The sequence below is a fragment of the Mesorhizobium sp. J428 genome, assembly GCF_024699925.1.
Taxonomy (GTDB): Bacteria; Pseudomonadota; Alphaproteobacteria; order Rhizobiales; family Rhizobiaceae; genus Mesorhizobium_A.
This window is the reverse complement of sequence record NZ_JAJOMX010000001.1, coordinates 250,318-276,057: the sequence shown is the minus strand read 5'-3', so window position 1 is coordinate 276,057 and position 25,740 is coordinate 250,318. Positions and strand designations below refer to the sequence as shown.

Annotated in this window: 29 protein-coding genes and 1 pseudogene; 16 read left to right on the top strand and 14 right to left on the bottom strand. The window is 65.5% G+C overall.

Annotation, left to right across the window (positions count from 1 at the left end):
- Positions 1-30: 30 nt before the first annotated feature.
- Positions 31-1,233, bottom strand: coding sequence for a glutamine-hydrolyzing carbamoyl-phosphate synthase small subunit (gene carA, locus LRS09_RS01400; RefSeq protein WP_257803795.1), 1,203 nt, complete (start codon positions 1,231-1,233; stop codon positions 31-33).
- Positions 1,234-1,518: 285 nt separating this feature from the next.
- Here carA and LRS09_RS01395 point away from each other — a divergent pair, with 285 nt between their 5' ends.
- Positions 1,519-1,968 (top strand): GatB/YqeY domain-containing protein, encoded by a 450-nt coding sequence (locus LRS09_RS01395; protein ID WP_257803793.1) that lies wholly within the window; start codon positions 1,519-1,521, stop codon positions 1,966-1,968.
- 46 nt (positions 1,969-2,014) lie between these two features.
- On the opposite strand, the gene LRS09_RS01390 is transcribed toward LRS09_RS01395, so the two are convergent.
- From LRS09_RS01390 to LRS09_RS01365, 6 genes are all read right to left on the bottom strand, one after another.
- Entirely contained in the window at positions 2,015-2,443 is a 429-nt protein-coding gene (locus LRS09_RS01390) for a DUF1801 domain-containing protein (protein ID WP_257803792.1), read from the bottom strand.
- 11 nt (positions 2,444-2,454) lie between these two features.
- Complete coding sequence (locus LRS09_RS01385; protein ID WP_257803791.1) at positions 2,455-2,913, bottom strand: DUF1801 domain-containing protein; 459 nt, start codon at positions 2,911-2,913, stop codon at positions 2,455-2,457.
- 10 nt (positions 2,914-2,923) lie between these two features.
- Complete coding sequence (locus LRS09_RS01380) at positions 2,924-3,133, bottom strand: hypothetical protein (protein WP_257803790.1); 210 nt, start codon at positions 3,131-3,133, stop codon at positions 2,924-2,926.
- 44 nt (positions 3,134-3,177) lie between these two features.
- The gene (locus tag LRS09_RS01375) at positions 3,178-3,588 is read right to left on the bottom strand and encodes an SRPBCC domain-containing protein (protein WP_257803789.1); all 411 of its coding nucleotides are present in this window, start codon (positions 3,586-3,588) and stop codon (positions 3,178-3,180) included.
- A complete protein-coding gene (locus tag LRS09_RS01370; RefSeq protein ID WP_257803788.1) occupies positions 3,585-3,908 on the bottom strand; it encodes a helix-turn-helix transcriptional regulator in 324 nt (107 codons plus the stop codon). Before LRS09_RS01370 ends, LRS09_RS01375 begins: the two co-directional genes overlap by 4 nt.
- A 104-nt stretch (positions 3,909-4,012) precedes the next feature.
- Positions 4,013-4,399 carry a DUF983 domain-containing protein gene (locus LRS09_RS01365; protein ID WP_257803787.1) on the bottom strand — a complete coding sequence of 129 codons (387 nt, stop codon included), beginning with the start codon at positions 4,397-4,399 and terminating at the stop codon, positions 4,013-4,015.
- Positions 4,400-4,510: 111 nt separating this feature from the next.
- Here LRS09_RS01365 and LRS09_RS01360 point away from each other — a divergent pair, with 111 nt between their 5' ends.
- Positions 4,511-5,899: a PLP-dependent aminotransferase family protein gene (locus LRS09_RS01360; protein WP_257803786.1), complete on the top strand. Its 1,389-nt coding sequence runs from the start codon at positions 4,511-4,513 to the stop codon at positions 5,897-5,899.
- Positions 5,900-6,116: 217 nt separating this feature from the next.
- Here the strand turns inward: LRS09_RS01360 and LRS09_RS01355 are convergent, their stop codons facing one another.
- Positions 6,117-7,775 (bottom strand): Na/Pi cotransporter family protein, encoded by a 1,659-nt coding sequence (locus LRS09_RS01355; protein WP_257803785.1) that lies wholly within the window; start codon positions 7,773-7,775, stop codon positions 6,117-6,119.
- A 292-nt stretch (positions 7,776-8,067) separates the two neighbouring features.
- Here LRS09_RS01355 and LRS09_RS01350 point away from each other — a divergent pair, with 292 nt between their 5' ends.
- Positions 8,068-8,409, top strand: a complete 342-nt coding sequence (locus LRS09_RS01350; RefSeq protein ID WP_257803783.1) for an RcnB family protein — start codon at positions 8,068-8,070, stop codon at positions 8,407-8,409.
- A gap of 52 nt (positions 8,410-8,461) precedes the next feature.
- Here the strand turns inward: LRS09_RS01350 and LRS09_RS01345 are convergent, their stop codons facing one another.
- Entirely contained in the window at positions 8,462-9,646 is a 1,185-nt protein-coding gene (locus tag LRS09_RS01345; RefSeq protein WP_257803782.1) for an MFS transporter, read from the bottom strand.
- Between the two features lie 209 nt (positions 9,647-9,855).
- On the opposite strand from LRS09_RS01345, the gene dnaG reads away from it, so the two are divergent.
- Together dnaG and rpoD are read left to right on the top strand one after the other, a co-directional pair.
- Complete coding sequence (gene dnaG / locus LRS09_RS01340) at positions 9,856-11,766, top strand: DNA primase (protein ID WP_257803781.1); 1,911 nt, start codon at positions 9,856-9,858, stop codon at positions 11,764-11,766.
- 375 nt (positions 11,767-12,141) lie between these two features.
- A pseudogene (gene rpoD, locus LRS09_RS01335) lies at positions 12,142-14,165 on the top strand (RNA polymerase sigma factor RpoD).
- A gap of 64 nt (positions 14,166-14,229) precedes the next feature.
- Here the strand turns inward: rpoD and LRS09_RS01330 are convergent.
- Positions 14,230-14,628, bottom strand: a complete 399-nt coding sequence (locus LRS09_RS01330) for a hypothetical protein (RefSeq protein ID WP_257803779.1) — start codon at positions 14,626-14,628, stop codon at positions 14,230-14,232.
- A 95-nt stretch (positions 14,629-14,723) separates the two neighbouring features.
- Between LRS09_RS01330 and LRS09_RS01325 the strand changes: the two genes are divergently transcribed.
- On the top strand, positions 14,724-15,047 hold the full coding sequence (locus LRS09_RS01325; RefSeq protein WP_257803778.1) for a helix-turn-helix domain-containing protein: 324 nt from the start codon (positions 14,724-14,726) through the stop codon (positions 15,045-15,047).
- Here the strand turns inward: LRS09_RS01325 and LRS09_RS01320 are convergent.
- Entirely contained in the window at positions 15,044-16,252 is a 1,209-nt protein-coding gene (locus LRS09_RS01320; protein WP_257803776.1) for a citrate synthase family protein, read from the bottom strand. The two genes, LRS09_RS01325 and LRS09_RS01320, sit on opposite strands and share 4 nt — an antisense overlap.
- Before the next feature lie 75 nt (positions 16,253-16,327).
- Here LRS09_RS01320 and LRS09_RS01315 point away from each other — a divergent pair, with 75 nt between their 5' ends.
- Positions 16,328-17,416 carry a citrate synthase/methylcitrate synthase gene (locus LRS09_RS01315; protein ID WP_257803775.1) on the top strand — a complete coding sequence of 363 codons (1,089 nt, stop codon included), beginning with the start codon at positions 16,328-16,330 and terminating at the stop codon, positions 17,414-17,416.
- A 36-nt stretch (positions 17,417-17,452) separates the two neighbouring features.
- Here the strand turns inward: LRS09_RS01315 and LRS09_RS01310 are convergent, their stop codons facing one another.
- Positions 17,453-17,824, bottom strand: coding sequence for a winged helix DNA-binding protein (locus tag LRS09_RS01310; RefSeq protein WP_257803774.1), 372 nt, complete (start codon positions 17,822-17,824; stop codon positions 17,453-17,455).
- Between the two features lie 373 nt (positions 17,825-18,197).
- Here LRS09_RS01310 and LRS09_RS01305 point away from each other — a divergent pair, with 373 nt between their 5' ends.
- The 7 genes from LRS09_RS01305 to LRS09_RS01275 all read left to right on the top strand — a co-directional run bounded on the left by LRS09_RS01305 (position 18,198) and on the right by LRS09_RS01275 (position 23,674).
- Positions 18,198-19,331, top strand: a complete 1,134-nt coding sequence (locus LRS09_RS01305) for a Xaa-Pro peptidase family protein (protein WP_257803773.1) — start codon at positions 18,198-18,200, stop codon at positions 19,329-19,331.
- 50 nt (positions 19,332-19,381) lie between these two features.
- Positions 19,382-20,371: a TRAP transporter substrate-binding protein gene (locus LRS09_RS01300; protein WP_257803772.1), complete on the top strand. Its 990-nt coding sequence runs from the start codon at positions 19,382-19,384 to the stop codon at positions 20,369-20,371.
- Positions 20,372-20,389: 18 nt separating this feature from the next.
- Entirely contained in the window at positions 20,390-20,875 is a 486-nt protein-coding gene (locus LRS09_RS01295) for a TRAP transporter small permease (protein ID WP_257803771.1), read from the top strand.
- A 1-nt stretch (position 20,876) separates the two neighbouring features.
- Positions 20,877-22,145 carry a TRAP transporter large permease gene (locus LRS09_RS01290; RefSeq protein WP_257803770.1) on the top strand — a complete coding sequence of 423 codons (1,269 nt, stop codon included), beginning with the start codon at positions 20,877-20,879 and terminating at the stop codon, positions 22,143-22,145.
- Between the two features lie 122 nt (positions 22,146-22,267).
- Entirely contained in the window at positions 22,268-22,888 is a 621-nt protein-coding gene (locus LRS09_RS01285; RefSeq protein ID WP_257803769.1) for a GyrI-like domain-containing protein, read from the top strand.
- Positions 22,885-23,307 carry a secondary thiamine-phosphate synthase enzyme YjbQ gene (locus tag LRS09_RS01280; RefSeq protein WP_257803768.1) on the top strand — a complete coding sequence of 141 codons (423 nt, stop codon included), beginning with the start codon at positions 22,885-22,887 and terminating at the stop codon, positions 23,305-23,307. Before LRS09_RS01285 ends, LRS09_RS01280 begins: the two co-directional genes overlap by 4 nt.
- 67 nt (positions 23,308-23,374) lie before the next feature.
- Positions 23,375-23,674 carry an XRE family transcriptional regulator gene (locus tag LRS09_RS01275; protein WP_257803767.1) on the top strand — a complete coding sequence of 100 codons (300 nt, stop codon included), beginning with the start codon at positions 23,375-23,377 and terminating at the stop codon, positions 23,672-23,674.
- Between the two features lie 8 nt (positions 23,675-23,682).
- Here the strand turns inward: LRS09_RS01275 and LRS09_RS01270 are convergent, their stop codons facing one another.
- The gene (locus LRS09_RS01270) at positions 23,683-24,273 is read right to left on the bottom strand and encodes a TetR/AcrR family transcriptional regulator (RefSeq protein WP_257803766.1); all 591 of its coding nucleotides are present in this window, start codon (positions 24,271-24,273) and stop codon (positions 23,683-23,685) included.
- A 71-nt stretch (positions 24,274-24,344) separates the two neighbouring features.
- Between LRS09_RS01270 and LRS09_RS01265 the strand changes: the two genes are divergently transcribed.
- The gene (locus LRS09_RS01265; RefSeq protein WP_257803765.1) at positions 24,345-24,770 is read left to right on the top strand and encodes a VOC family protein; all 426 of its coding nucleotides are present in this window, start codon (positions 24,345-24,347) and stop codon (positions 24,768-24,770) included.
- 150 nt (positions 24,771-24,920) lie between these two features.
- Here LRS09_RS01265 and LRS09_RS01260 read toward each other — a convergent pair whose 3' ends face one another.
- A complete protein-coding gene (locus LRS09_RS01260; protein WP_257803764.1) occupies positions 24,921-25,259 on the bottom strand; it encodes a hypothetical protein in 339 nt (112 codons plus the stop codon).
- A 178-nt stretch (positions 25,260-25,437) separates the two neighbouring features.
- Here LRS09_RS01260 and LRS09_RS01255 point away from each other — a divergent pair, with 178 nt between their 5' ends.
- Positions 25,438-25,662 (top strand): hypothetical protein, encoded by a 225-nt coding sequence (locus tag LRS09_RS01255; RefSeq protein WP_257810327.1) that lies wholly within the window; start codon positions 25,438-25,440, stop codon positions 25,660-25,662.
- The last annotated feature ends 78 nt before the right edge of the window (positions 25,663-25,740 follow it).

Below are 25,740 nucleotides of genomic sequence, written 5' to 3'. Positions count from 1 at the left end.
GCGCCGTTTGCGTTCAGCCTGGAGGGATTCTCACCGTTCGGCCAGCGCCGGCTCGCTGTGCTGCTCGCGGATGAGGTTGACGAAACGCCGGAAGAGGTAGTGCGAGTCCTGCGGGCCGGGGGAGGCCTCGGGGTGGTGCTGGACCGAGAAGACCGGCTTGCCGGCCAGCGAGATGCCGCAGTTCGAGCCGTCGAACAGCGAAACGTGAGTCTCCTCAACGCCTTGAGGCAGGCTCTTCGAATCCACCGCGAAGCCGTGGTTCATTGAGACGATCTCGACCTTGCCGGTGGTGTGGTCCTTCACCGGATGGTTGGCGCCGTGGTGCCCCTGGTGCATCTTCACCGTCTTCGCGCCGACGGCGAGCGCCAGCATCTGGTGGCCGAGGCAGATGCCGAAGATCGGGATGCCGGTCTCAAGCAGGTCCTTGATAACCGGCACGGCATATTCGCCGGTCGCGGCCGGATCGCCCGGGCCGTTCGAGAGGAAGATGCCGTCGGGCTTCATCGCCAGAATCTCGTCGGCGCCGGTCTTGGCCGGCACGACGGTGACCTTGGCGCCGAGGCCGGCGAGCAGGCGCAGGATGTTGCGCTTTACACCATAGTCTACTGCGACGACGTGCATGGTCGGGGCGTGCTGTTCCGCATAGCCTTCGCTCCAGACCCAGGGCGTCTCGGTCCAGACGGAGGACTGGCCGGAGGTGACCTCCTTGGCGAGGTCGAGGCCGACGAGACCCGACCATTCGCGCGCCTGGCGTTTCAGGTCCTCGATGTCGAACTTGCCGTCCGGTGCATGGGCGATGACGGCGTTGGGCGCGCCCTTCTCGCGGATGAGGGCGGTCAGCGCGCGGGTGTCGATGCCGCTCATGGCGATGACGCCGCGCCGCTTCAGCCACTGGTCGAGATGCTCGGAGGCGCGGTAGCTGGACGGGTTGGTGACGTCGGCCTTGAAGATCGCGCCGACCGCGCCGGAGCGCGCCGCCGGATTGAGATCCTCGATGTCCTCGACATTGGTGCCGATGTTGCCGATGTGCGGGAAGGTGAAGGTGACGATCTGGCCGGCATAGGACGGGTCCGTCAGGATCTCCTCATAGCCGGTCAGCGCCGTGTTGAAAACCACCTCGGCAACCGCGGAGCCCGTGGCGCCCAGGCCTCGGCCGCGGATCACCGTGCCATCTGCAAGCACGAGGCAGGCGGTCGGAACTTCTTTGGTCCAGGGGGCGGTCTTGTCGGCCATCGGGCTTCTCCTTCGCCGGCTGCGGCCAGCCTTGCATACGGTCCATATAGGGGCCATATGACGCGTGACAAAACACAAGGGCGGCGGCAGCCATCCTTGTGCGCAACACAACATCCGTGTCTTGAGGCGCGGACAATAAGCGAACGACGAGGAGCGGTCAACAACCGCCCGGGTTTCGCACCGCGAATTGCTTCCCTCGAAAAATCAAGGGGTTATGCGGTCGGAAACGAATTGCGCGGCGTTGTAGCCGTCGCTATCCTCGTACCTCGCCACAGGAGTGACATCATGCGCGAGATTCTCGCCGCACAGTTGAAAGACGCAATGAGGGGTGGCGACAAGCGCCGCATCTCCACCATCCGCCTGATCCAGGCCGCCATCAAGGACCGCGACATCGCGGCCCGCGGCGCCGGCAAGGGCGCGGTCAACGACGAGGAGATCATGCAGATCCTCGCCAAGATGGTGAAGCAGCGCGACGAATCGGCCCGCATCTACGAGGAGGCGAACCGCCTCGAACTCGCGCAGCAGGAGCGCGAGGAGATCGAGGTGATCAAGTCCTTCCTGCCCAAGCAGCTTGGCGAGGAGGAGGTCAGGCAGCTCTGCGCCGCCGTGATCGCCGACGTCGGCGCCGACGGACTGCGCGACATGGGCAAGTGCATGGCCGCGCTGAAGGAGCGCTATCCGGGCCAGATGGACTTCGGCAAGGCGAGCGGGGTGGTGAAGACCCTGTTGCAGTAGCCGCAAGCGGTTGCAGCGACGACGGCGAGCCCGGCGAGAGCCGGGCTCAGCTGTTTTTGGACGCCTTCCGCGCTCGAGCTTTTGCCGTCGAGGCGTTCAACGCCACGGCGGCGCGGATCAGGGCCTTCAGGGCGTCGGCGTCGATCTCCTCGCCCTCGCGGATGTCGATGGCGCGGCGGGTGTTGCCGTCGAGGCTCGAATTGAACAGCGGCTTGGGATCCGGCAGTGACGCGCCCTTGGCGAAGGTCAGCTTCACGACAGCCTTATACGTTTCGCCGGTGCAGATAATGCCGTCGTGCGACCAGACGGGAACGCCTCGCCATTTCCATTCCTCGACGATTTCGGGATCTGCCTGCCTGATGAGGCCGCGGACGCGGGCGAGTGTTTCGCCGCGCCAGTCGCCGAGTTCGGCGACCCTCTGGTCGATCAGACGGGAAGGGGTGTCCGTCTCCGGATCGCTCTTGCTTGCAGCCATGGTCGTCGTCCTCACATCTTCTCACCCGGCAGGCGGCTTGCCTGCCTCACCCAATCAGCGAACTGCACCTCGTCGAGGGGATCGTCCTCGCGGATGTCGAGATAGCGCACGTCCTTCTGCTTCGAAGTGCCGGGAGGCAGCGGCTCGAGCGCCACGCCCTTGAAGAACGCGACCTTCACGTATTTCGCGAAAACGTGGAAGGAGAGGAACCAGGTGCCGTCCGCATCCGGCGCGCCGTAGAAAGGCGAGTTCCATTTGACGGCCTTGCGTACGTCGGGGACGGTGCGCGTGAGAATTGCGTCCAGCCTGCGGCCGAGATCGCTCTTCCAGCCGGGCATGGCGGCGATATAGGCCTGCACCGGCGCGTTGCCGTAGCCCTTGGCGATCTGGGGATTGCCGCCGGAGAGTAGGACCGGACCGTCGGTCTTCGTTGCGGCTTTCGCTGGCCTGACTGGCGTCTTTCCCGCCATCCGATCGCTCCTATGCGCCGGCGCGCCGCCGCAGCGCATAAGGCAGCGCGAACATGTAGAGGCCGGTGGCGAGCAGTAGAAAGAGCGGAGGCAGTGGCGAGTAGACCACCCAGGCTGGCGGCTCGCCCAGCGCCATCGCGACGAAGTTGGCGACGACCGCCAGCGTGAAGGCGATGGACAGCCAGCGGTGGACCTGTCGAATCCATTTGCTCCAGTTCAAGGGGGACCTCCTCTAAAATGTGTCGATGCGGCGGGGTCTGGACGTCAATCCATCCGGGCCACGACCTGTTCCAGGTGATCGAGGAAACGCGGCCAACCGGCCCGGGCGCCGCCGAAATAGCGCGGCTGGTCAGGGCGGAATCCGGTCTGCTCCATGCGCAGTCGCGTGCCCGTTTCCGTCGGGACGAGCGTCCAGGTGACGACGCTTTCGAGATCGTGATCGCCCCAGGAATAGGACAGCGTCCGGTGCTGCTCGACGGACCGGACCTCGCATTGGACGACGCCCCATTCCGCGCGGAGCTCGAAGCGGTGGCCGACGACGGGCCTGAATTCGTTCTTCATCAGCCACTCCTCGATCAGGTGAGGTTGAGTGAGCGCGCGCCAGATCTTCTCGGGCGGAAAGGGGATGTCGCGTTCGACGACGACGGAACGCGTTTCGGCCAATGGCAGGGTCACTGGTCCATCCTTTTCAGAAGGTCTTCGAGGCTGTCGAACCGGCTCTGCCAGAAGCCGGACATGCGGTTCGTCCAGTCGATAAGCGGGGCGAGGGCGCCGACATGGGCGCTGTAATGCGTCTGGCGGCCCGCGTGGCGGTCGCGCACCAGGCCGGCCTGCTTGAGCACGCCGAGATGCTTCGAGACGGCGGGCTGCGAGACGCCGGCCTGCGCGGTCAGGGCGCCGACGGTCTGCTCGCCCTCGCGGCACAGCCGCTCGAAGATCGCGCGCCGGGTCGGGTCGGCGAGCGTTCGGAAGAGCATGTCGTGAGCGTCGATCATCGCAACCAATAACCCGTTGGCTATTGATCGTCGTATAACCGGGTAGCTATGGATTGGTCAAGGCGGCGGCGAAAAAGGGAAGGCATCGGTGGGCGGCGGCCGGGTTACTCGCCCGGGCGCGCGAGACGGCCTTCCTCAGCCTTGTGGTAGAACTGGCTCGCGACGAGCCAGCCCTTCAACGGCCGCAGCGGCGGTATGCAGGTGGCGAAGACGATCGGGAGCGAGACGAAGATGTGGAACCACATCGACGGTTCGAAAGAGATCTGCGCCCAGACGGCGAACCAGACCGAGGGAATGCAGGCGAAGCAGATGACGAAGAAGGCGGGGCCGTCGGCGGGATCGGCGAAGGAATAGTCGAGGCCGCAGACCTCGCAGCGCGGGGCGAGCTTGAGGAAGCCGTCGAACAGGTGGCCTTCGCCGCAGCGCGGACAGCGGCCGCGGATGCCGACTCTCCAGGGTTCGAGCGGGGGGTAGGTGGCATGGTCGTGCATGACGTCACTCCGTGCGACCGGCATGGTTTCGCGCTATGCTTCCGGTCGCGATCCATATATGTTTAAATCTTGAATGCATACAATGCGACAAATTGTATGGCTTGAGGCGATATGCAAGACAGCGCGCATGCGATTTCCGATCTCTCCTGGCTGGCGCCCGTGGGTGCCGGAGGCGGGCCGATCTATCTGAGGATCGTCGAGGCGCTCGCCGAGGCACGCGCCAGCGGCCTGCTGCAGCCGGGCGACCGGTTGCCGCCGCAGCGCGACCTGGCGCAGGCTCTCGGCGTGGACCTGACGACGGTGACGCGCGCCTTCATGGAGGCGCGGCGGCGGAACCTGATCGAGGCGGCACCCGGGCGGGGCACGTTCGTCACACCCGGGGGTTCCGACGAGCCGGTCCTCGATCTCAGCATGAACATTCCGCCGCCGCCGCTTGGCATCAACCTGCCGGCACTGATCAGGAGCGGGATCGACGGATTGCTGAGGCGTTCCAGCGCCGAGGCGCTTTTGTCCTACCATCCGGGACCGGGCTCGGCGTCCGAACGGGCGGCAGGGTCGCAGTGGATCGTGGGCGAGGGCGAAAGGCCGGCGGTCGCGCGGATGGCGGTCGGCTCGGGCGCGCAGGCGCTGCTTGCCGCCGCCGTGCTGGCGCACAGCCGGGAGGGCGACGTGATCCTCACCGACATGTGCACCTATCCCGGGCTGATCTCGCTGACGCGCGCGCTGGGACGCGGGCTGGTCGGCGTGCCAGGCGACGCCGACGGCATGCTGCCGGATGCGCTGGAGATGCAGGCACGGCACTGTTCGGCGCGGCTGGTCTATCTCAACCCGACGCTGCACAATCCGACGACGCTGGTCATGCCGCAGGCGCGGCGGGAAGACCTGGTGACGGAGGCGCGGCGTCTGGGGCTGACGATTATCGAGGACGATCCCTACAGCAGGCTCCTGCCGGACGCGCCGCCGAGCCTGCTGGCGCTCGCGCCCGACATGACGATCCACGTGGCGACGCTGGCGAAATGCATATCGCCCTTCCTGCGCACCGCCTTCCTCGTCGCGCCAGAGGCTGAGACGGCCGAGCGCATCGCTGTGGCGCTTCGCGGTATCACGCAGATGGCTCCGCCGCTGATGACGGGCCTCGCCGCCGAATGGATCCGGAGCGGCACGGCGGGAGAGATCGCCGCCGCGGTGCGCGCAGAAGCGGTCGAGCGGCAGCGTATCGCCGCCGGCATGCTGCCGGCTGGCGCGGCGACGCAGGAGGCGAGCCTGAATATCTGGCTGCCGCTCAAGGATGCGATCGGCGCGGAGGAACTGGTGCGGCTGGCGCGGCGGCGCGGGCTGGCGATCAGCCCGGGCGAGGAGTTCGCCGTGCGCGGAAGTGCCGCGAACGCCGTGCGCATCGCGCTCGGCGCGGCCGCCAGCCGCGAACGGCTCAGGGAAGGCTTGCGAAGCCTCGTGTCGATCCTGTCGGAGAGCAGCGACCGCGTGGGCCTGCCCGTCTGAAGGGCCTGCCGACTACGCGAACAGCGCGTGGAGAGCGTTCACCAGCCCGGTTGTGTCGACGCCGACGACCGAGACCACGGCGACCACCCCGGCGGCAAACAGAAACAGATCGGACTTGAACGTATGCATGACTATCCCCTTCGAGGAGACGGATAGTGATGCAATTCGGCCCGATCATGCCGGGATTCCGGCAAATTGACGGCAGGGAAGGTTTTTCTCACGACGCCCGCAGTCGCGAGCCGCGCAGCAGGCCCTGTTCCTCGAGCACCGGATAGGCGATCGAGGCGAGGAGGGAGTTGATCTGTTTCAGGTCACGGATCGTGTCGAGGTGGATGGAACTCGTCTCGACGCTGCGGGCGGTGCCGGCGCGCAGGCGCTCGAAATGGCCCTGCGTCGAGGACTTCTCGCGGTCGCGCAGCCGATCTTTCTCCTGAACGAGCTGGAGGGCGGTCTCGCGGTCGCGGCTGACCAGGACGTTGAAGGCAAGCCGCGCATTGGCCAGCACCGAAGCGTGGAAGGCGGTGAGTTCGCGCCAGCCGTCCTCGGTGAATTCGAGCTTGCGGTCCATCTTCTTGCGGACATGGACCAGCATGTTGCGCACGATGATGTCGCCAACCTGCTCGAGCTTGATGCAGGCGCCGATCAGCTCCTGGCAGCGCATGGCCTCGGATTCGCTGAGCTGGTGCGCGGTGACCTTGGCCAGATAGATCTTGATCGCCGCGTGCCAGCGGTCGACGCGGTCGTCGAGGGCCGCGAGATGGTCGATGCGCGCCTTGTCCGGGGTGCGGTAGAGTTCCATGATCTCCACCAGCATGATCTCGATCGTCTCGCAGATGCGCACCACCTCGCGGGTGGCGTTGGCGAGCGCCTGCGAGGGCCTGTCCAGCGCGTCTTCCTCCAGCGCGCTGCGTTCGGCCGGCGCGACTTCCGGCACGGTCGGGCTGCTGAGGGCCACGAGCGCCTTCGAGGCGCGATAGACCAGACCCGCCAGCGGAATGCCGGCAAGCAGGATCACGCAGTTGAACAGAATGTGCGCGTGGACGATCTGGTCTGGCACCGTCGTGCCGAGCAGGGCGAGCGGAGGCTTGAACGTGAGCAGCAAGGTCAGCACGACCAGGGAGCCCGCGCCGCGCATCAGGAGATTGCCGATCGGCACGACCCGGACGGCAGGGGCCGCACCGCGCGTCAAAAGGGGCGCGATCACCGAACTGCCGAGGTTGACCCCCAACACCAGGACGACGCCGAGCTCGGCCGGGATCAGGCCGCGCCCGGCGAGCGCGACAAGCAACAGCACGGCGGCGATGCTGGAATGGAACAGCCAGGTCATCAGCGCCGCGATCAGGAAGGCGGTGACCGGATCGCCCGAGAAGTAGCCGATGATGACAGGCAGCAGTTTCGAGTCGCGCAGGGGCTCGGCGGCTGCGCCGATCATCTCCAGCGACAGGATCATCAGGCCGATGCCGACGAGGATGCGGCCGAGCTGGCGCCATTCGCGCCGCTCGGTCGCCATGAAGAAGCTCGTTCCGGCGACGAGGCAGAGCGGGACCAGCAGTCTGAGATCGAAGGACAGGAGCTTGACGAGCAGGGCCGAGCCGACCTCGGCGCCACGCACCGCCAGCTGGCCCGCCATGCCGCCGACCACGCCGGAACCCGCGAAGGATGCGATCAGTAGGGTGACCGCCGTAGAGCTCTGAAAGGCAATGGCGAGGCCCGCGCCGGCGATCACGGCAAGCAGGGGATTGCCGAGCGTGGAACGCAGCCGGCCGCGCAGCGCATCGCCATAGGCGCGCTCCACACCCGTCTTGACCATCCGCGTCGCCCACAAGAGCAGCGCGACCGCACCGGCGAGGTTGAGGAGAACGATGGTGCCGCTCATCGCGGAGCTAGACCATCTTCCGGGGAGCCATGTCCGTGAATTCCTTCGCTTGCGAAGCTGATTCGTCCATTAAACAGATTAGCCGGATAATAGTATGGCGGGCCGCGGTTTCCAGCGTGTGTCGCCGACGCCCGGTGTCGGGATCAGGATGCTGCGCGCGTTGTCGCAGAGGAGGCGGACATTACATAAATGTAATAACTTCATGAAATCATTACAGAATTGTAATTGATGGTTCATCGCTCGTTCATCCGCGCCACCCTAGGGTCGCCGTGTCGATCACAAGGAGACAGAGATGAAACGCATCGTTCTTTCCGCACTGGCACTCGCGATCCTCGCCGCACCGATGGCCCAGGCGCAGGCCGCGTCGACCCGCAGCTACGAGCCGCGCATCGAGGACCAGAGGGGTCGTCCGGGCGCCAGCCACGGCCATTCCGTGCACCGCAAGATGGAGAGGCACCACCGCTACGAGCGCGGCCAGCGTTTCACCAACTGGAAGCACTACGAGTCGCGCGACTGGAAGCGGCACGGGCTGCGCAAGCCTGGCCACGGCCAACGCTGGATCCGGGTCGACAACGACTACCTGCTGATCACAATCGCCAGCGGCATTATCGCGGGCGTGATCGCCGGACGGTGAGGACTGGGGGAGAGGTCCGAGGATGGGGCGGCCCGACAGTCGCCCCAGCCAGTCAAGCCTCGGCAGCGCGCAGCGGAGGCAGTGCGCCGCTCTGCTTTTCCACCGACCAGGACCGCGCGGCGACGGCGGCCGCGATCAGCATCGAGGCGACGCCGACCAGCGGCAGCGCGCGGTAGCCGAGGCCGCTGGTGATGATCAGCCCGCCGACGAAGGCGGCGATCGCGATGCCGAGGTTGAAGCCGGCCGGGATGAGCGAGGAGGCGAGGTTGGGCGCATCCGCGGTCCATGAGAGGATGCGGGTCTGCAGCGGCGTGCCGATCGAGAAGTTGATGCAGCCCCAGAGCGGGACGAGGATCACCATCGCCAGCGGCCATGGACTGAGCAGATAGAGAAGAGCGGCCACCACCGACTGGATGACCAGCAGCGCGATGAGGGAAGGCATCAGCTTCCAGTCGGCGAGCCTGCCGCCGAGATAGACGCCGAGCGTCGCGCCGAGGCCGTTGATGAGCAGGATCCAGGGAATGGTGGCTGCGTCGAGCCGCGTCACCTCCTGCAGGAAGGGCGAGATGTAGGTGAAGGGCACATACTGGCACATCATCAGCATGAGCATGATGATGAGCGTGGTCCAGACCTGCTGGCGACCGAGCACGCCGATTTCCTGCGACAGGTGGGGCGGCTCGGCGCGGGGGCCTTTCTGGTTGGGCAGCAGCGCCAGGATCGCCGCGAGCGTGAGGATGCCGAGGCCGAACATCGCCCAGAAGGTCGCGCGCCAGCCGAAGGCGTTGCCGATGGCAGCACCTATCGGCACGCCGACGATGTTGGAGACGGTGAGGCCGGCGAGAACGACGGCGACGGCCATGCCGCGCCGCTCCGGCGGGACGAGGCCGATGGCCACGACCATGGCGACGCCGAAATAGACGCCGTGCGCCCCGGCGACGATGACGCGGAACAGCAGCATCGAGGCAAAGCCCGGCGCCAGCGCGCAGGCCAGCTGGCCGGCGACGAAGACCAGGGACAGGCAGATCAGCAGCGTTTTGCGCGGCACAGCCGTGGTGAGGAGGGTTAGCGCCGGTCCGCCGATGGCGATCGCCAGCGCATAGCCGGAGACGAGATAGCCGGCGGCTGGAACGGAGACGCCAAGGCCGTCGGCCAGCTGCGGCAGGATGCCGGCGATGACGAATTCGGTGGTGCCGAAGGCAAAGGCAGTTATGAAGAGCGCGATAATCGGAAGCGGCATGACGGCGACCCGGCTGGAAATGGCGCCCCTAGCACCACGAATCGCTGCGCGCCGCAATCGAGTTCTGCGCGAGAGGGGTGCAGTTTTTCTGGACTGTTTCCCGATGCCGGGCGGCCGGGGCCTGTGAATCCCGGGCACTTGGAGAGCTTGGCGGTGGCGCGGGGCCGCCGCTTGACCTATCTGCCTGTTGTTGAACATTACAGGGTCCGATGCGCTTTCCGCCCGCCTTCCTCGATGAGATCCGCGACCGTGTGCCGATATCCTCGGTCATCGCGAGCCGGGTCTCGTGGGACAGGAAGAAGACGAACGCGTCGAAGGGCGACTACTGGGCCTGTTGCCCGTTCCACGGCGAGAAGAGCCCATCCTTCCATTGCGAGGACCGTAAGGGCCGCTATCACTGCTTCGGCTGCGGGGTGTCGGGCGATCATTTCCGCTTCCTGACCGAGCTGGAGGGCCTGTCCTTCCCTGAGGCGGTCGAACGCATCGCCGGGATGGCGGGCGTGGCGATGCCCGCGCGGGATGAGGTCCAGGAGCGCCGCGAGCAGCAGCGCGCCAGCCTGACCGACGTGATGGAGATGGCGACGCGCTGGTTCCAGGAGCGGCTGCAAGGGCCGGAGGGCGCCAAGGCGAGGGCCTATCTGCGCGACCGCGGGCTCACCTCGGTGACGCAGCAGACGTTCCGGCTCGGCTACGCACCCGAGAGCCGCAATGCGTTGAAGGAGTTTCTCGCCTCGAAAGGCATCACCAAGGACCAGATCGAAGCCTGCGGGCTGGTGCGGCACGGCGACGACATCGCCGTCTCCTACGACTATTTTCGCGACCGGATCATGTTCCCGATCGAGGACCGGCAGGGAAGGGTGATCGCCTTCGGCGGGCGGGCGTTGAGCTCGGATGCGCTGGCGAAATACATGAACTCGCCGGACACCGAGCTCTTCCACAAGGGCAACGTGCTCTACAATTTTGCCAAGGCGCGCAAGGCGCAGGGGCGCGAGGGCACGATCATCGCCGTCGAAGGCTACATGGACGCCATCGCTTTGTCGCAGGCGGGTTTCGAGAATGTGGTGGCACCGCTCGGTGCGGCGCTGACCGAAAACCAGCTTGAGCTGTTGTGGCGGATGACCGGCGAGCCGGTGCTGTGTTTCGACGGCGACAAGGCGGGGCTGAAGGCGGCGTGGCGCGCGGCGGACCTCGCCCTGCCGCTGGTGCAGGCCGGCAAGACGGTGCGTTTTGCTCTGCTGAGCGAGGGCAAGGATCCCGATGACCTCGTTCGCACCGAAGGGGCCGACGCCTTCGCGCGCGTGCTCGCCGAGGCGCGACCGCTGGCCGACGTGATCTGGTTGCGAGAGACGTCGGGCGGGGTGTTCGACACGCCCGAGAAGCGGGCGGACCTGGAAAAGACGCTGCGCGAGGTGACGTCGCGCATCAGGGACGAGACCGTGCGCTTCCACTACAGCCAAGAAATGCGCGAGCGGGTGCAGGTGTTCTTCGGCTCGGCCCGGGCGGCACGCGGCGAGCGCGGCGATTTCCGCAAGGGCGGACAGCAGCGGCGCGGCGGACCAGGCGAGGGTCGGATGGCGTTCAGCGACAGCCTGACGCGTTCGGCCATGGTGAAGGGCGGGGCGATGCCGATCCGCGAGGCGGCGATCATGGTGGCGCTGATCAGCCATCCGGCGCTGATCGAGGAGAATTACGACCTGATCGAGATGCTGGACCTGAGCAACCCGCGGCTGGTGCAACTGCACGCCGCGCTGCTTGACGCGCTGGCGCACGATGTGGCCGGCGATCGCGACAGCCTGCTCGGCGTGGTGCGCGAGGCTGGCCTGGAGCCGGTCTGGCAGGAGGCGACGGAGCTGGTGCGGCGGGTGCGCGACTGGACGGCGCTGGAGGACGCGGCACTGGACGACGCCCGCGACGCCTTCGCGCAGGCGCTCCACTTGCACCGCAGCCAGCGCACTCTACATAAGGAACTGAAGGCAGCAGAAATCGCGCTCGCGTCGGAATCGACGGAAGAGAATTTCATGCGACTTCTCGACATACAGTCCCAGTTCCGCGACATGCAGGCGACCGAAGCGCTGATCGAAGGCTTCGGCGTGCAGTCGGGACGGGCTGGCAGAAACTGAACGTCGCGTATCGAACCAGCGAATCGGGCGAAGGTGCGAATTTGATTCGCTTTTTCGCCCCGAATCAGGTTTGAGCCGCTTGACGTTCGGGCATAATTGTCGGAATCACGACGGTTCAACACTGGCTGATCAGCGGGAAACCGCGAGACGATGGACTGGCCGGAAGGCCGAGGAACAGGACGGAGCGCTGGCCGCTGACGGGATAATATCTCCCGTTCCCGGTAACAGGGTTAATCGGACATTAAGCGGAACCTGGATAGCTGCTCCGAAGGGAGCGGAATCAGACCGTATCCGTACCCGATCCTCGGCAAGATGCAATACGCGCCCTATCTAGTAGGGACGGAAGCAGGCGGCCTGCGTTTGGAGATGCAAGGAATGGCGACAAAGGAAAAGGAAGAGGCGGAGACCGAACGCGAAGGCGCCCCCCGACGGGCCTCTGCTCGACCTGTCCGACGACGCCGTCAAGAAGATGATCAAGCTCGCGAAGAAGCGCGGCTATGTCACCCTTGACGAGCTCAATGCCGTGCTCCCCTCCGAGGAGACGGATCCCGACCGGATCGAAGACGTCAATGCCATGCTGAGCGACATGGGCATCAACGTCGTCGAGGACGGCGAGAACGACGAGGCCGACGCGGATTCGGGTTCCGACGGCGAGGAAGAGGCGAACGAGCTGGCCGAGCAGACCGGCACGGCCGTTGCCGCCGTCACCAAGAAAGAGCCGACCGACCGCACCGACGACCCGGTGCGCATGTATCTGCGCGAGATGGGCTCGGTGGAGCTTCTCTCCCGCGAGGGCGAGATCGCGATCGCCAAGCGCATCGAGGCCGGCCGCGAGACGATGATCGCGGGCCTGTGCGAGAGCCCGCTGACCTTCCAGGCGATCATCATCTGGCGCGACGAGCTGAACGAAGGCAAGATTCTGCTGCGCGAGATCATCGATCTCGAGGCGACCTATGCCGGCCCTGAGGCCAAGCAGGCGCCCGTGGTCGAGCGCGTCGACGAAGACGCCAAACCGAAGGACGACCCGCGCCAGGCGCGCCGCGGCCGCGGCGACGACGAGGACGACATCACAAATGTCGGCGGCGAGAACCGCGTCGAGGACGAGGAAGAAGACGAGGACGAGCAGAACCTGTCGCTGGCCGCGATGGAGGCGGAACTCCGCCCGCAGGTCATGGCGACGCTCGACGTCATCGCCGACACCTACAAGAAGCTGCGCAAGCTGCAGGACCAGCAGGTCGAGCAGCGGCTCGCCGCGCAGGGCAACCTGTCGTCCGGCCAGGAGCGCCGCTACAAGCAGCTCAAGGACGAGTTGATCACGGCGGTGAAGAGCCTCTCGCTCAACCAGGCCCGCATCGAGGCGCTGGTGGAGCAGCTCTACGACATCAACAAGCGCCTGGTGCAGAACGAGGGCAAGCTTCTGCGGCTGGCCGAGAGCTACGGCGTGCGCCGCGAGGAGTTCCTGCGCGAATACCACGGCTCCGAGCTCGATCCCAACTGGATCAGGTCGATCGCCAACCTGACCTCGCGCGGCTGGAAGGAATTCACCAAGAACGAGCGCGACGCGATCCGCGACCTCAGGGCCGAGATCCAGAATCTCGCGACCGAGACCGCGATCTCGATCGGCGAGTTCCGCAAGATCGTCAATCAGGTCCAGAAGGGCGAGCGGGAAGCCGCGATTGCCAAGAAGGAAATGGTCGAGGCGAACCTGCGCCTGGTGATTTCGATCGCCAAGAAATACACCAACCGCGGCCTGCAGTTCCTGGACCTGATCCAGGAGGGCAACATCGGCCTGATGAAGGCGGTGGACAAGTTCGAGTATCGCCGCGGCTACAAGTTCTCCACCTACGCGACGTGGTGGATCCGGCAGGCGATCACCCGTTCAATCGCCGACCAGGCCCGCACCATCCGCATCCCGGTGCACATGATCGAGACGATCAACAAGATCGTCCGGACATCGCGCCAGATGCTGCACGAGATCGGCCGCGAGCCGACCCCGGAGGAGCTGGCCGAAAAGCTCGCCATGCCGCTCGAAAAGGTGCGCAAGGTGCTGAAGATCGCCAAGGAGCCGATCTCGCTCGAGACGCCCGTCGGCGACGAAGAGGATTCTGCACCTCGGCGATTTCATCGAGGACAAGAACGCGATCCTGCCGATCGACGCGGCGATCCAGGCGAACCTGCGCGAGACGACGACGCGCGTGCTCGCCTCGCTCACCCCGCGCGAGGAGCGCGTGCTGCGCATGCGCTTCGGCATCGGCATGAACACCGACCATACGCTGGAAGAGGTCGGACAGCAGTTCTCGGTGACGCGCGAGCGCATCCGCCAGATCGAAGCAAAGGCGCTCAGGAAGCTGAAGCATCCGAGCCGATCGAGGAAGCTGAGGAGCTTCCTGGACAGTTGAGGCTCGGTTTGGGACAATTGAAAAGGGCGGTGCCGAGAGGCACCGCCCTTTTTCGTCGCACCGGTCAGACCGGTCGGTTTGCTGCAGGCTGTGGAGCGCGAGGCGTCCAGAACCAGAGCAGGGCGCCGAAAACCAATGCATTGAACATCGGAAATGCTGCCACGGCGAACGCTATCGTCCCCGACGAGACGTAGAATGCGCCGACCGCAAAATCGATGGCCTGAATGAGTGCCATGTTCCGGATCCAGAACGGATCCGGCCGTTCCGCGCGAGCAAGTGCAGTCATGCCAATGCCGTAAGCGATGAAGCGCGCGGCGAGCATGCCGATGATATAGCCGTTGTCCGGCGGTGGAGGGGTCAGTCCCATCCAGTGGAAAAAGGGTCCCGGTGCCAGCAGCGTGAAGGCGCCCAGCACAAATTGAGAAATGGCAACGACGATGAGCAGCACTGTCAACCGTGTCATGATGAGAGGCTCTTTTCGACAGGTTGCCAAACGGTAACCGTCATACTATACAAAGTGAAGTAGTTACATTTTTTATAGTGATAGCAATGCCACGTATGGATGTCTGCGATCCCGAATGTCCGGTGGCCCGTGCCAGCGACGTCTTGTCGGGCAAGTGGACTTCGCTCATCGTTCGCGACCTTCTGTCGGGAAGAAAGCGCTACTCGGAACTGCAAAGGTCGCTTGCCGGTATCAGTCCACGCATGCTCGCCATGCGGCTGCAGATGCTCGAGGAACAAGGTCTCGTCGAAAAGACGACATATCCGACGGTGCCACCCAAGACCGAGTATGAACTGACTTCGGCGGGGCATCGGATGCTTCCGGTTATTGAAGCGCTAGCGACGTTCGGCGCAGGACTGCCGTCGAGAGTTGGCGCCTAGCCGGCCGCACGTCCCGCTTCCGGCCCGACATAGCGCGCGCGGGGGCGGATCAGCGCGCCCGACTGCAACTGCTCGATCGCATGCGCCATCCAGCCGGAGGTGCGGGCGATGGCGAAGAGCGCGGTTTCGTGGCCGACGGGCAGGTTCAGCGTGCGCATCAGCACCGCCAGCGCATAGTCGATGTTCGCGTAGAGCCCCGTTGCCTCGGTAACGAGGCGGGGCAATTCGACCGCCAGGCGCGGGTCGGCGCCCGCGGCGGCGAGCGCGCGCAGGAGCACGTCGGCGCGGGGATCGCCATCGACGTAGACGGTGTGGCCGAAACCGGGGATCGGCTCGCCGAGTGCGACACGGTCCGTTATCGCCGCTGCGATGTCGCCGTCGCCGAGCTCGGCGACCATGCGGGCGGCGAGCGGGCCGGCGCCGCCGTGGCGCGGACCTTTCAGCGCGGCGAGGCCGGCAATTGCAGCATCGTAGAGGTTGAGGCCGGTGGAGGCCGCGCAGCGCGCGGTCCAGGTCGAGGCATTGAGCTCGTGGTCGGCGAGCAACACCAGTGCGCGGCGCAAAAGGTCTTCCGCTGCAGGGTGGTCGTTCGCCCAGGCCTGCGCCACCTGGCGGTGGATCGGCAAGGGCGAGGGGGCAGCGCCGAGGACCGCGGCCGTGACCAGCCGCGTCACCCGCGCGCCGGCCGCGGCACGGCCCTCGGCGGAGCGGTTGTGGGCGCGCGGGTCCGCGTCGCTGGCAAGCGCCAGCACCGCGATCGCGCGTGGCAGCGGCTTGGCCTCGCGGGCGGCCTCGAAAATCGCCTGCATCGGAGCGTCCACGACCGGCATGTTGGTGGGCTCGAAGGGATCGGCGCGGCGCGCGTCCCAGAGGAGCGTGGCGGCCTGTTCGACGGTTGCGGCCTCGGCGAGCGCCACCACCGGCACGCCGCGATAGATCGGACCGGCCTCGGTGATGGTGGCCACGGTCGTGTCGAGCACCGGGATCGCGGCCTCGGCGGAGGGCTGCACCGCGCCCGAAGTGCGGCGGCGCTGGCGCAGCGCGCGGATGTCGTCCGCCCTGTAGCGCCGCGCGCGGCCATCGCCGACCGGCTCCGAGCGGACGAGGCCACGGCTGACATAGGCGTAGAGGGTGGCAAGCGAGACCGACAGTTCGGCCGCGGCCTCGCGGGCGGTGAGGAAGGCGGGAGAGGAACCGGTTTTCATATTGATCATGCTAATCAAGATTGATCAATGATGGAAGAGGCCTACTCTTTTTGCAGTGCAGCAGGAGAGACGACCATGACGATCCATTCCAATCCGGCCGCCGGTCTCGACGGCGTCGCCGCCGCGGTAACGGCGCTGTCGCATGTCGATGGCGAGAAGGGCGAGCTGATCGTCGCCGGCATGCGGATCGGCGAGCTTGCACAGCATACGGATTTCGAAGAGCTGGCGGCGCGGCTGTGGGGTGCAGCGACGGCGCGCGAGATCGACCCGGCGGAAGCGAGGCAGCGGCTGGGAGAAGGTCGGGTGGCAGCGTTCCGGCGCCTGCCGGCGATCCTTCCCGCGACTGCGGGCCTGCCGATGATCGACGCCTTCCGCGTGGCCGTGGCCGCAATCGCGCCGGTCGAGTGGCTTGCCCCGGAGACGGTGATCGTCGGCGCCATGCCGGTGCTTGCGGCGGCGCTGGTGCGGCAGGCGGAAGGCAAGGCGCCCGTGGCTCCGGACCCGGCGCTCGGGCATGCCGCTGATCTGCTCAGGATGATGCGCGGCGAGACGGCGGGCGCGGAGGAGGCGAAGGCGCTCGACGCCTATCTAGTCACCGTCGCCGACCACGGCATGAATGCCTCGACCTTCGCCGCGCGTGTGGTGGCATCGACGCAGGCGAACCTGTTCATGGCGGTGACGGCGGGCTACTGCGCGCTGACCGGGCCGCTGCATGGCGGCGCGCCGGAGCCGGTGCTCGACATGCTGGACGCGATCGCCACCAAGGACCGCATCGCCGGCTGGATCGACGAGGCGTTGTCGCGCGGCGAGCGTCTGATGGGCTTCGGCCACCGTATCTACAAGGTGCGCGACCCGCGCGCCGACGTGCTGAAGCGCGCGGTCGAGCGGCTGGGCGGGCGCGGCACCGACCTCGGCTTCGCCGCGGAGGTGGAGGCCTATGCGCGGCGCGCGCTGGAGGCGGCAAAGCCCGACCGCAGGCTCGACACCAATGTCGAGTTCTACACTGCGATCCTGCTCGACGCGCTGAAGATCCCCCGGCGCGCCTTCACGCCGATTTTCGCGGTGGGCCGCACCGCCGGCTGGACGGCGCACGCGCTCGAACAGCAGCGGACGGGACGGCTCCTGAGGCCGAGCTCGATCTATACGGGTGCGATGCCTAGCTGACGGACAAGTTGGCGCGGCGCGGCAGGCCGCGGCGCGTCACACCGCCATCGAATTCTCCGCGCTGCGCGCCGCCTGCTCGTAGAGGCCTGACAGGACGCGCAGCATCTCGGCGAGCTGCTCAAGATCGAGCTCCCCGCTGGAGAACTTTGCGAGTGCCCGGATCAGGAACCGCTTGCGCATGGCCTTGTAGTCGTCAACGAATTTCTGGCCGTCCTCGGACGGGGCGAAGAACGTATCCTTGCCGATGCGAGAGCTTTCGACCAGCTTGGCCCGCTGCAGCTTCTTGAGCGCATATGAGACGATATGCGTGTCCTCGATATTGAGGCTGAAGCAGATGTCGGCGAGCCGCTTCGGGCCGTATCCGACCATGTGAAGCACGAGCAGATCCGTCGTCGAATAGCCTTTCATTCCGGCCGCGGCGGCACAACGAAATGCCCCACTGTTCCTGCGCGTTGCGCGCGACAATCATGGCCAGTTCGAACTGGGTCATAAGTGGCGCGAGCCTTTCGACTGTCTGGCTCACGTCTTTCTCCTCAAGCGTCTTATTCACTCACCCATCCTCGAAACACCTGTGATTCCCATGTAGCCCGGCGTGATGTTCCGGGCAACTCCGCTGCCTATTTCGTCGGCATATCGTCGCGCCATAGCCTAAAAAAAGACCGTTGAAGTGACGATAAAATGATGACAATCTGTTGGCAAGTTGAGGGGAAAAGAACAGTGCGCGGCTGACGGCCGCGGCCTCCCTTCGACCGTCATGCGATCGTGGAGAGGTGGTACCGACATGCAGTTCAAGCCCAACATGGAAGCGCTCAAGGCCCTTCCGGCCAAGGAAGGCCTCGTGGCGATCGTCGCGATGAGCCCGGAGAATTTCGCCTACGCCTCCGGCGCCTACATCTCGACCGTGCGGCTGATCCGCCCGCGCCACGCCTACGCCGTGTTCCCTGCCAAGGGCGAGCCTTTCAACATCGTGTGCTCGATCGAGGAGAGCCTGACGCGGTCGGAGAGCTGGATTCCGGACGTGCGCACCTACACCGAGTTCGCAGAAATTCCAGTCGAGGTGCTGGCACGCGAACTCAAGAAGGAAGGTCTGGATAGCGGCAAGTTGGGCATCGACCTCGATTACCTGCCGGTGTCGGCCTACGAGGCGCTCACGGCCGCGTTGCCGGACGCCGAATTCGTCAACACGACCGAGACTGTCACCGGGGTTCGGGTGATCAAGGGAGAGAGCGAAGTCGCGCTCATCGAGGCGGCCACCCGGCAGACGCACAAGGCCGTGCTCGACGCGATGGAGGCCAGCAACCAGGGCGATTCCGAGGCGGACATGGCCCAGAAGATCGCCAACAACATCATCAACTACGGCGCCGACGGCACGCTGTTCATGGCGTTTGCGTCGGGCGAGCGGACCAAGCATCCGCACACGACCGCCCAGTCGGACGTCCTGCCGAGACCGGGCGACATCATCCGCTTCGACGTGGGTGGAACCTATGGCGCCTTTGCCAGCGATTTTGCGCGCACTTATTCCGCCGGCCGGCCGAGCGAGGAGCAGAAGGACGTCTATGCAAAACTCATCCGCATCCAGCGCGAGACGATCGAAGCGGTGAAGCCGGGCGTGCTGGCCGAAGACCTCTTCTTCCTCTGCAAGGATCTCTACGCCAAGCACGGCCTGCCGTTCACGATGCCGCATATCGGGCACAGCTTCGGGGTCGAGCTGCACGAGAACCCGATGCTGAGGCCCGGCGACAAGACGCCGCTCATGGCCGGCATGGTGATCAACATCGAGCCGATGGTGAAGCATGCGACCGGGACCTACCACACGGAAGACCTCGTGCTCGTCACCGAGACCGGCTACCGGTTGCTGACGCTCGGGCTGGCACCGGAGGAACTGCCAGTGATCGGGCAGACGATCAATTACTGACCCGACCTTGGGAGGGGTCACAACAACAAGGGAACACTAGGAGCTACTTCATGAAACTGCGTTCAATCGTTGCTACAACCGCAATTGCCGTCCTGAGTTCAGTATGCGCCTTTGGCAGCGCTGCACTCGCCGAGACCTTCCGGCTCGCCCACCACCATGCGGTGGGCGGGCAGGTGGACACCGCGGCGAAGAAGTTCGCCGAATTCGCCAAGGAGCTCTCCAACGGCGAGATCACCGTAATGGTCTTCCCGGGCGCGCAGCTTGGGCAGGAGCGAGAGGCGCTGGACCTCGTCAACCAGGGCGCGATCGACATCTCGATTACGTCGACCCCGATCCTGGACAAGCTTTATCCGCCGATGGCGACGACCTCGGCGCCGGGCGTGTTCAAGGGCTGGGAGCATGCCCGCAGCGTCTACAAGGGCGAGCACGGCCAGGGGCTCATCGCCGGCGTGCGCGAGAACAGCGACGTCGAGGTGCTCGGCTTCATCCACCTCGGCTTCCGCGACCTGATGTTCAAGGGCGACGCGCCTACGACGCTGGCCGGCATGAACGGCCTGCGGATGCGCTCGCCCGAGAACTTCGTCTGGATCCGCATGTTTGAGCTGATGGGCGCGAAGCCCACTCCGGTCACCTGGGGCGAGGTCTACACCGCCATGCAAACCGGCGTGGCGCAGGGTTTCGACACGTCGGCGGCGGCCGCGATCGACATGAAGTTCAACGAGGTGACGAACTCGCTTCTGAAGACGCAGCACATGTTCGGCTCGATGCTGTTCGCGATGAGCAAGACCAAGTTCGACGCGCTGTCGCCGGAGAAGCAGGAGATGATGCGCAAGATCGCCGCTGCGACCGGCGACTATGTCGACCTCGAGGTCAACATCCCGGCCGAGAAGGCCGCCTACGGCAAGCTCGAGCAGGCGGGCATCAAGATCGTCGAGCCGGCAAATCCGGACGAGTGGCGCGCCGTGCTCGACCCGCTGAAAAAGGAGATCGCGGAGCGCAATCCGGGCTCCGACAAGTTCTTCGAGCTGCTGGGCAAGTAAATGGAGCAGGGGCCCTTGATGCAGCCGGCACCGGGGCCCCAGGGCCCCGGACTCCGGATCCTCACCATCGTCGCCAGCCTGATGGTCGCGGCGACCGTGACCCTCACCTTGCTGCAGGTCGTCCTGCGCTATTTCTTCAACAACCCGCAATCCTGGGCGGAGGAGGTGGGACGCTACCTGTTCGTATGGATCACCTTCCTCGGCGCGGCGATCGCCTACGCCCACAACTCCCATATCCGCGTCGACCTGATTGACCAGTTCGGCCACAAGTGGATGCCAATCGTGAACCCCGCGCGCCATTTCTTCGAGGCGATCTCGGTGGGCGTGCTGGTCTATTCCGGCATCATCGTCGCGTGGCGGCACCGCAACAACATGTTCTACACGATGCCGGACGTGCCGCAGGTTGTCTTCTACCTGGCCGTGCCGATAGGTTCCGCTTTGGGGCTGTTCTACGTCCTGCGCTGGCTGGTGCGTTCGCTGAAGCGCGTTTCGCGGGAGGCGTGAGATGGAGCTCGCCGCCCTCCTGATTTCCTTCGTCTTCCTCCTGCTGCTTGGCACGTCGGTGGCAGCCGCGATGATCCTGTCCGCATTCCTTTCGCTGCTGCTTAACAAGATGCCGCTGACGGTGATGGGAGAACTGATGCTCTCGGGCATCAATTCCTACACGCTGCTCGCGGTGCCGTTCTTCATCTTCGCGGCCGTTATCATGAACCGCGGCGGTCTTACGGACCGGCTGCTCGACGTTGCGGCCGCCTTCGTCGGCCATTTTCGCGGCGGCACGGCGCAGATCGACGTGCTGGCGAGCGTGTTCTTCGCAGGCATGTCAGGTTCCGCTACTGCGGATGCCGCCTCGCAGGGCCGTATCCTGATCCCGCACATGATCAAGGAAGGCTACGATCCCGGTTTCGCGGCCGGCGTGAACTCCTCCTCCGCGACGATCGGCGCGATCATTCCGCCTTCGATCACCATGGTGATCTATGGCGGGGTGACGAACATCTCCGTCGGCGCGCTGTTCCTCGGCGGCGTCGTGCCCGGGCTTTTGATCGGCCTGGCGCTCATGGTGATGGTGGCGATCCTTGCGACGCGGCGCGGCTATCCCCGGCGCGCATACATGCCGTGGAAGGAGCGATGGAAGCCGATCGTCGTCGCACTTCCCGCGCTGCTCGCCCCGGTCATCATCCTTGGCGGCATCTTCTCCGGCGTGACGACCCCGACGGAAGCGGGCGTCGTGGCCTGTCTCTACGGCCTGATCCTCGGCTTCTTCGTCTACGGCGAACTCAAGCTCAAGGATATCGGCCCGCTGCTGGTCGAGACCGTCGAGGCGACGGCGGTGCCCGTCTACATTATCGCGGCGAGCTCGGTGTTCGGCTTCGCGCTGACCATGTCGGGCTTCGGCATGCTGGTGCAGGAATGGCTGATGGGATTCATCACCGGGCCGACCAGCTTCCTGCTCGTGGTGGTGACGATTTTCATGCTGGTCGGACTGGCCGTCGAAGGCGTCGCCGCGATGCTGATCTTCGTGCCGCTGTTCATGCCGATGGTGCAGACGTTCCATGTCGACGAGCTGCAGTTCGCGATCATCGTCATCATCACGCTGCTGCTCGGCACGATCAGCCCGCCGGTGGGGCTGCAGCTCTTCATCGCAGCGGACATCGCGAAGATCTCGGCCTTCAAGGTCGATATCTGGCCGTTCATCTGGATCATGCTGCTCGTGGTCATCGCGATCGTGTTCCTGCCCGGTCTCGTGACCTGGCTGCCAGGCGTCATCATGTAGGGAGATGACACACCAGGACCGCCGGCCCAGGGGCATGGGCCGGCGGTCGCGTTCCTCTCCCCGTGCTTGTCCGAGCCGCAGCCGCGTGGCGAGCAGGGAGCGACGTGGCGCGGGTGGACCTGATGGCCGACAAGATCGATTTCAAGAAGAGCATGAAGGCGCTCTATGCGCCGCCGGTCGGGCGCTTCGTCGAGGTGGATGTGCCGCCGCTGTCCTACCTGATGATCGACGGCGCGGGCGATCCCAACACGGCTACGTCCTACAAGTCGGCGGTCGAATGGCTCTATTCGGTCAGCTATCCGCTCAAGTTCGCCTCGAAGAAGGAGCTCGGCCGCGACTACGCCGTCATGCCGCTGGAAGGACTGTGGTGGGCCGACGACATGTCGACCTTCCTGACGCGGGCGAAGGACAAGTGGTCGTGGACGATGATGATCCTGCAGCCGGACTGGATCACGACGGAGATGGTCGACGCGGCCGCCGCCAAGGCGAGCGCCAAGCTCGGCCCGCGGCCGGCGAGCCTGCGGCTGGAGCGACTTGAGGAGGGGCTGTGCGTGCAAACCATGCATATAGGCTCCTATGACGACGAGGGGCCGGTGCTGGCGAAGCTGCATGGCGAATACCTGCCGCAGCACGGCCTGAAGGAGACCGGTCACCATCACGAGATCTATCTCGGCGATCCGCGCAAGATGGCGCCGGAAAAGCTGCGTACCATCCTGCGGCAGCCGGTGCGGCGCCTGTCATGAGGCAGCGGACGATCTTCATCGCGACCAGCGGGCAGGGACTCTACGAGTTCACCCGCGAGGCTGCGGACTTCGTGCGCGAGGCAGGCGTCGAGACGGGACTGCTGACGCTGTTCGTGCGTCACACCTCCTGCTCGCTGCTGATCCAGGAGAACGCCGATCCGGACGTGCGGCACGATCTCGACGCGTTCTTCCGCCGTCTCGTGCCGCCATCGGACGATCCGTCCATGCGTTGGATCGTCCATACGACGGAAGGACCGGACGACATGCCGGCCCACATCAAGGCCGCGCTGACGGCGGTGTCGATCTCCATCCCTGTCACGGACGGGCGGCTGGCGCTGGGCACCTGGCAGGGCATCTACCTGTTCGAGCACCGCGACCGGCCGCATCGTCGCGAGATCGTGCTGCACCTGTCTGCCTGAGCATCAGGGGGCTTTTCATGCCGGCCGCCTTGTGTCTCACTGGGCTGACACCGCAGGAGGCAGGATGATGCTCACCGGACCCTTGTCGCGCGCCGCGCGCGCCCTCGTCGAACTGACCCGCGAGCAGCTTGCCACGCAGTGCGGGCTCGATGCAGAGGCGATCCGCGCCTTCGAGCGGGGCCTGGGAGAGCTCGACGCGCGGCAGAAGGCAGGGCTGCAAGCAGGGCTCGAAGCTGCCGGCGCGGTGTTCATTCCGGAGAATGGCGGTGGCGCCGGCGTGCGCCTGAAGTTCACCCGGTCCGAGACGAGGCGGCTGTCGGTTCTCGAAAGCGAGGGCGGGATCGCGGCGGACGACGACGTGCCATAACGCCCCGGTCAGGCGGCGAGGCCAGCGAACAGCGCTTCAACGACCTGCCTTGCTTCCTGCTCGTTGACGCCATTCTCGCAATCGAGCGCCGCGCGGTCGAGCATGGCCCCCAGCATCGAGGTGAGGGGCCCAAGCGGCAACCTGCGGATGGCGCCTGCGCGCATGGCGGCGGCAAGGCCTTCGCGGAGCGTCCGGTTGCCGTGCCGGGCATCGATCTCGTCCATCGCGCTGCGCCCGAGCACTGCCGGTCCGTCGAGCAAAAGCAGGCGGGTGCGGCCGGGCGCACGCATGGTGTGCAGATAGGCTATCGAGCCTTCGACCAGTGCGTCGACAGGCTTGAGGGAAGAGGGGGCAGCCGCCTCGATCTCTGCGGCCACGGCGGCACTTTCGGCCTCGGCGACGGCGGCGAACAGCGCCTGCTTGTCGGCGAAGTGGTGGTAGAGCGCGCCGCGCGTCACCCCCGCCGCCTCGACCAGTTCCGGCGTTCCGGTGGCGGCATAGCCTTTTCCCGTGAAGAGCCTGCGGGCCGCCTCGATCAGCGTTGCACGCATCGTCTCGCTGCGTTCGGCATTCGAGCGTCGTGCATTCTCATGTTGCATACATACAGCCTGTATGTTAATTGAAATCCACATACAGATTGTATGTATGTTGACTGGGAAAGGGAAGAGCGATGAAGACGACAAGCTATTATCCGGTTCTGATGACGGACGACGTGCCCGGCACGGCCGCCTTCTATGTCGAGCATTTCGATTTCCGGCCGCTGTTCGAGAGCGACTGGTATGTGCACCTGCAGTCGGCCCGCGACAGGCGCGTGAACCTCGGTATCGTCGCGGGCGACCATGAGACCGTGCCGCCGGAGGGCCGGGGCAAGGCATCCGGCCTCCTGATCAATTTCGAAGTGAGGGATCCCGACGCGGTCTACGAGCGCGTGGTCGCGGCGGGGCTGCCGATCCTGCGCTCGCTGCGCGACGAACCGTTCGGTCAGCGCCATTTCATCACGCGCGACCCGAACGGCGTGCTGATCGACGTCATCAAGCCGATCCCGCCGAGCGCTGAGTTCGAGGCGCAGTATGCCGGCGAGGCGTTGCCCTCCTGATGGCGCGAAGGCCGCTTCTCTGTCGGCTTCGGATCATCAATCAGCGTCTGAGGCTTGATCTGACGATGCGCCGAGACACGTCAAAGCCCCCAGGCGCAGGCGCCTCGGGGGCTTGGCGGCAGTTTTGCCCATTGACCACCGCCGGGGTGGTTACTGCCAGTATTTGACCGGGCAGGACGCCGACTTGCCGAAGGCGACGACCTTCTTCTGGCCGAACTTCTTGCCCTTCACGATCACGCCATTCCAGTTGGCCTTGGAGACATAGGCTTTCTTGAGGCCCATCGACTTGGCCTTGTAGAGGGCCTTGCTGGGCGTGCAGTGCTTGTAGCCGTATCCATAGCCCGGCCCGTAGCCGAACCCGGGACCGAAGCCGGTGCCGAAATGGACGTCGATCTTGATGTCGCCGGCATTGGCCGCGGACGGAGCGGCGGCGATGGCCGAGAACGCGATCAGAGCGGAGAGAGCGAGGGTCTTGGTCTTGCTGAACATGTAGTCCTCCTTTGGTTGGCTGCCTTGCGAACCATTCGCCGGGCAGTGAGGACGGTATGGAGCGGCGAGCCTGAACCGGTTTCGAACCACGCATTCATCGGGAGTTCACCTTACGTCAACCCGCGGCAGGAACCTGCGACCTGCCCGGCCGTTTCGTTTGTCCGAAGGAGGCCCGGACATGATGAACGCCGAGATGAAGAAGACCGAGAAATCGCCCGCAGTGAAGTCGCTGCGGAAAGAGCAGGCCGAACAGCGCCGTGAAGGCAAGAAGACCACCGAGGAGAAGCTGGAGCGCGGCCTTGAAGACAGTTTTCCAGCAAGCGACCCGGTCGCGGTAGCGAGCCCGACGATCAAGAGCGGTGAGCCCGACAAGGTGAGAAAGAAGCCTGTCGCATCCAAATAGACGGTGAAGCCCGCTCCGGCACTCGCGCCTGCCAGCGATCCGCCCTATGTTTGCGCCACAGCAAACGTGCGAGGAACA

Coding starts and splice junctions, on each gene's coding strand:
- LRS09_RS01350 (WP_257803783.1), top strand. CDS start 8,068: ATGAAACGCATCGTTCTTTCCGCACTGGCACTCGCGATCCTCGCCGCA.
- LRS09_RS01305 (WP_257803773.1), top strand. CDS start 18,198: ATGCAGTTCAAGCCCAACATGGAAGCGCTCAAGGCCCTTCCGGCCAAG.
- LRS09_RS01315 (WP_257803775.1), top strand. CDS start 16,328: ATGACGATCCATTCCAATCCGGCCGCCGGTCTCGACGGCGTCGCCGCC.
- LRS09_RS01370 (WP_257803788.1), bottom strand. CDS start 3,908: ATGATCGACGCTCACGACATGCTCTTCCGAACGCTCGCCGACCCGACC.
- LRS09_RS01275 (WP_257803767.1), top strand. CDS start 23,375: ATGCTCACCGGACCCTTGTCGCGCGCCGCGCGCGCCCTCGTCGAACTG.
- LRS09_RS01395 (WP_257803793.1), top strand. CDS start 1,519: ATGCGCGAGATTCTCGCCGCACAGTTGAAAGACGCAATGAGGGGTGGC.
- carA (WP_257803795.1), bottom strand. CDS start 1,233: ATGGCCGACAAGACCGCCCCCTGGACCAAAGAAGTTCCGACCGCCTGC.
- LRS09_RS01265 (WP_257803765.1), top strand. CDS start 24,345: ATGAAGACGACAAGCTATTATCCGGTTCTGATGACGGACGACGTGCCC.
- LRS09_RS01330 (WP_257803779.1), bottom strand. CDS start 14,628: ATGACACGGTTGACAGTGCTGCTCATCGTCGTTGCCATTTCTCAATTT.
- LRS09_RS01255 (WP_257810327.1), top strand. CDS start 25,438: ATGATGAACGCCGAGATGAAGAAGACCGAGAAATCGCCCGCAGTGAAG.
- LRS09_RS01325 (WP_257803778.1), top strand. CDS start 14,724: ATGGATGTCTGCGATCCCGAATGTCCGGTGGCCCGTGCCAGCGACGTC.
- LRS09_RS01355 (WP_257803785.1), bottom strand. CDS start 7,775: ATGAGCGGCACCATCGTTCTCCTCAACCTCGCCGGTGCGGTCGCGCTG.
- LRS09_RS01290 (WP_257803770.1), top strand. CDS start 20,877: ATGGAGCTCGCCGCCCTCCTGATTTCCTTCGTCTTCCTCCTGCTGCTT.
- LRS09_RS01300 (WP_257803772.1), top strand. CDS start 19,382: ATGAAACTGCGTTCAATCGTTGCTACAACCGCAATTGCCGTCCTGAGT.
- LRS09_RS01390 (WP_257803792.1), bottom strand. CDS start 2,443: ATGGCTGCAAGCAAGAGCGATCCGGAGACGGACACCCCTTCCCGTCTG.
- LRS09_RS01365 (WP_257803787.1), bottom strand. CDS start 4,399: ATGCACGACCATGCCACCTACCCCCCGCTCGAACCCTGGAGAGTCGGC.
- LRS09_RS01320 (WP_257803776.1), bottom strand. CDS start 16,252: ATGAAAACCGGTTCCTCTCCCGCCTTCCTCACCGCCCGCGAGGCCGCG.
- LRS09_RS01285 (WP_257803769.1), top strand. CDS start 22,268: ATGGCCGACAAGATCGATTTCAAGAAGAGCATGAAGGCGCTCTATGCG.
- LRS09_RS01270 (WP_257803766.1), bottom strand. CDS start 24,273: ATGCAACATGAGAATGCACGACGCTCGAATGCCGAACGCAGCGAGACG.
- LRS09_RS01385 (WP_257803791.1), bottom strand. CDS start 2,913: ATGGCGGGAAAGACGCCAGTCAGGCCAGCGAAAGCCGCAACGAAGACC.
- LRS09_RS01310 (WP_257803774.1), bottom strand. CDS start 17,824: ATGAAAGGCTATTCGACGACGGATCTGCTCGTGCTTCACATGGTCGGA.
- LRS09_RS01260 (WP_257803764.1), bottom strand. CDS start 25,259: ATGTTCAGCAAGACCAAGACCCTCGCTCTCTCCGCTCTGATCGCGTTC.
- LRS09_RS01360 (WP_257803786.1), top strand. CDS start 4,511: ATGCAAGACAGCGCGCATGCGATTTCCGATCTCTCCTGGCTGGCGCCC.
- dnaG (WP_257803781.1), top strand. CDS start 9,856: ATGCGCTTTCCGCCCGCCTTCCTCGATGAGATCCGCGACCGTGTGCCG.
- LRS09_RS01280 (WP_257803768.1), top strand. CDS start 22,885: ATGAGGCAGCGGACGATCTTCATCGCGACCAGCGGGCAGGGACTCTAC.
- LRS09_RS01345 (WP_257803782.1), bottom strand. CDS start 9,646: ATGCCGCTTCCGATTATCGCGCTCTTCATAACTGCCTTTGCCTTCGGC.
- LRS09_RS01295 (WP_257803771.1), top strand. CDS start 20,390: ATGCAGCCGGCACCGGGGCCCCAGGGCCCCGGACTCCGGATCCTCACC.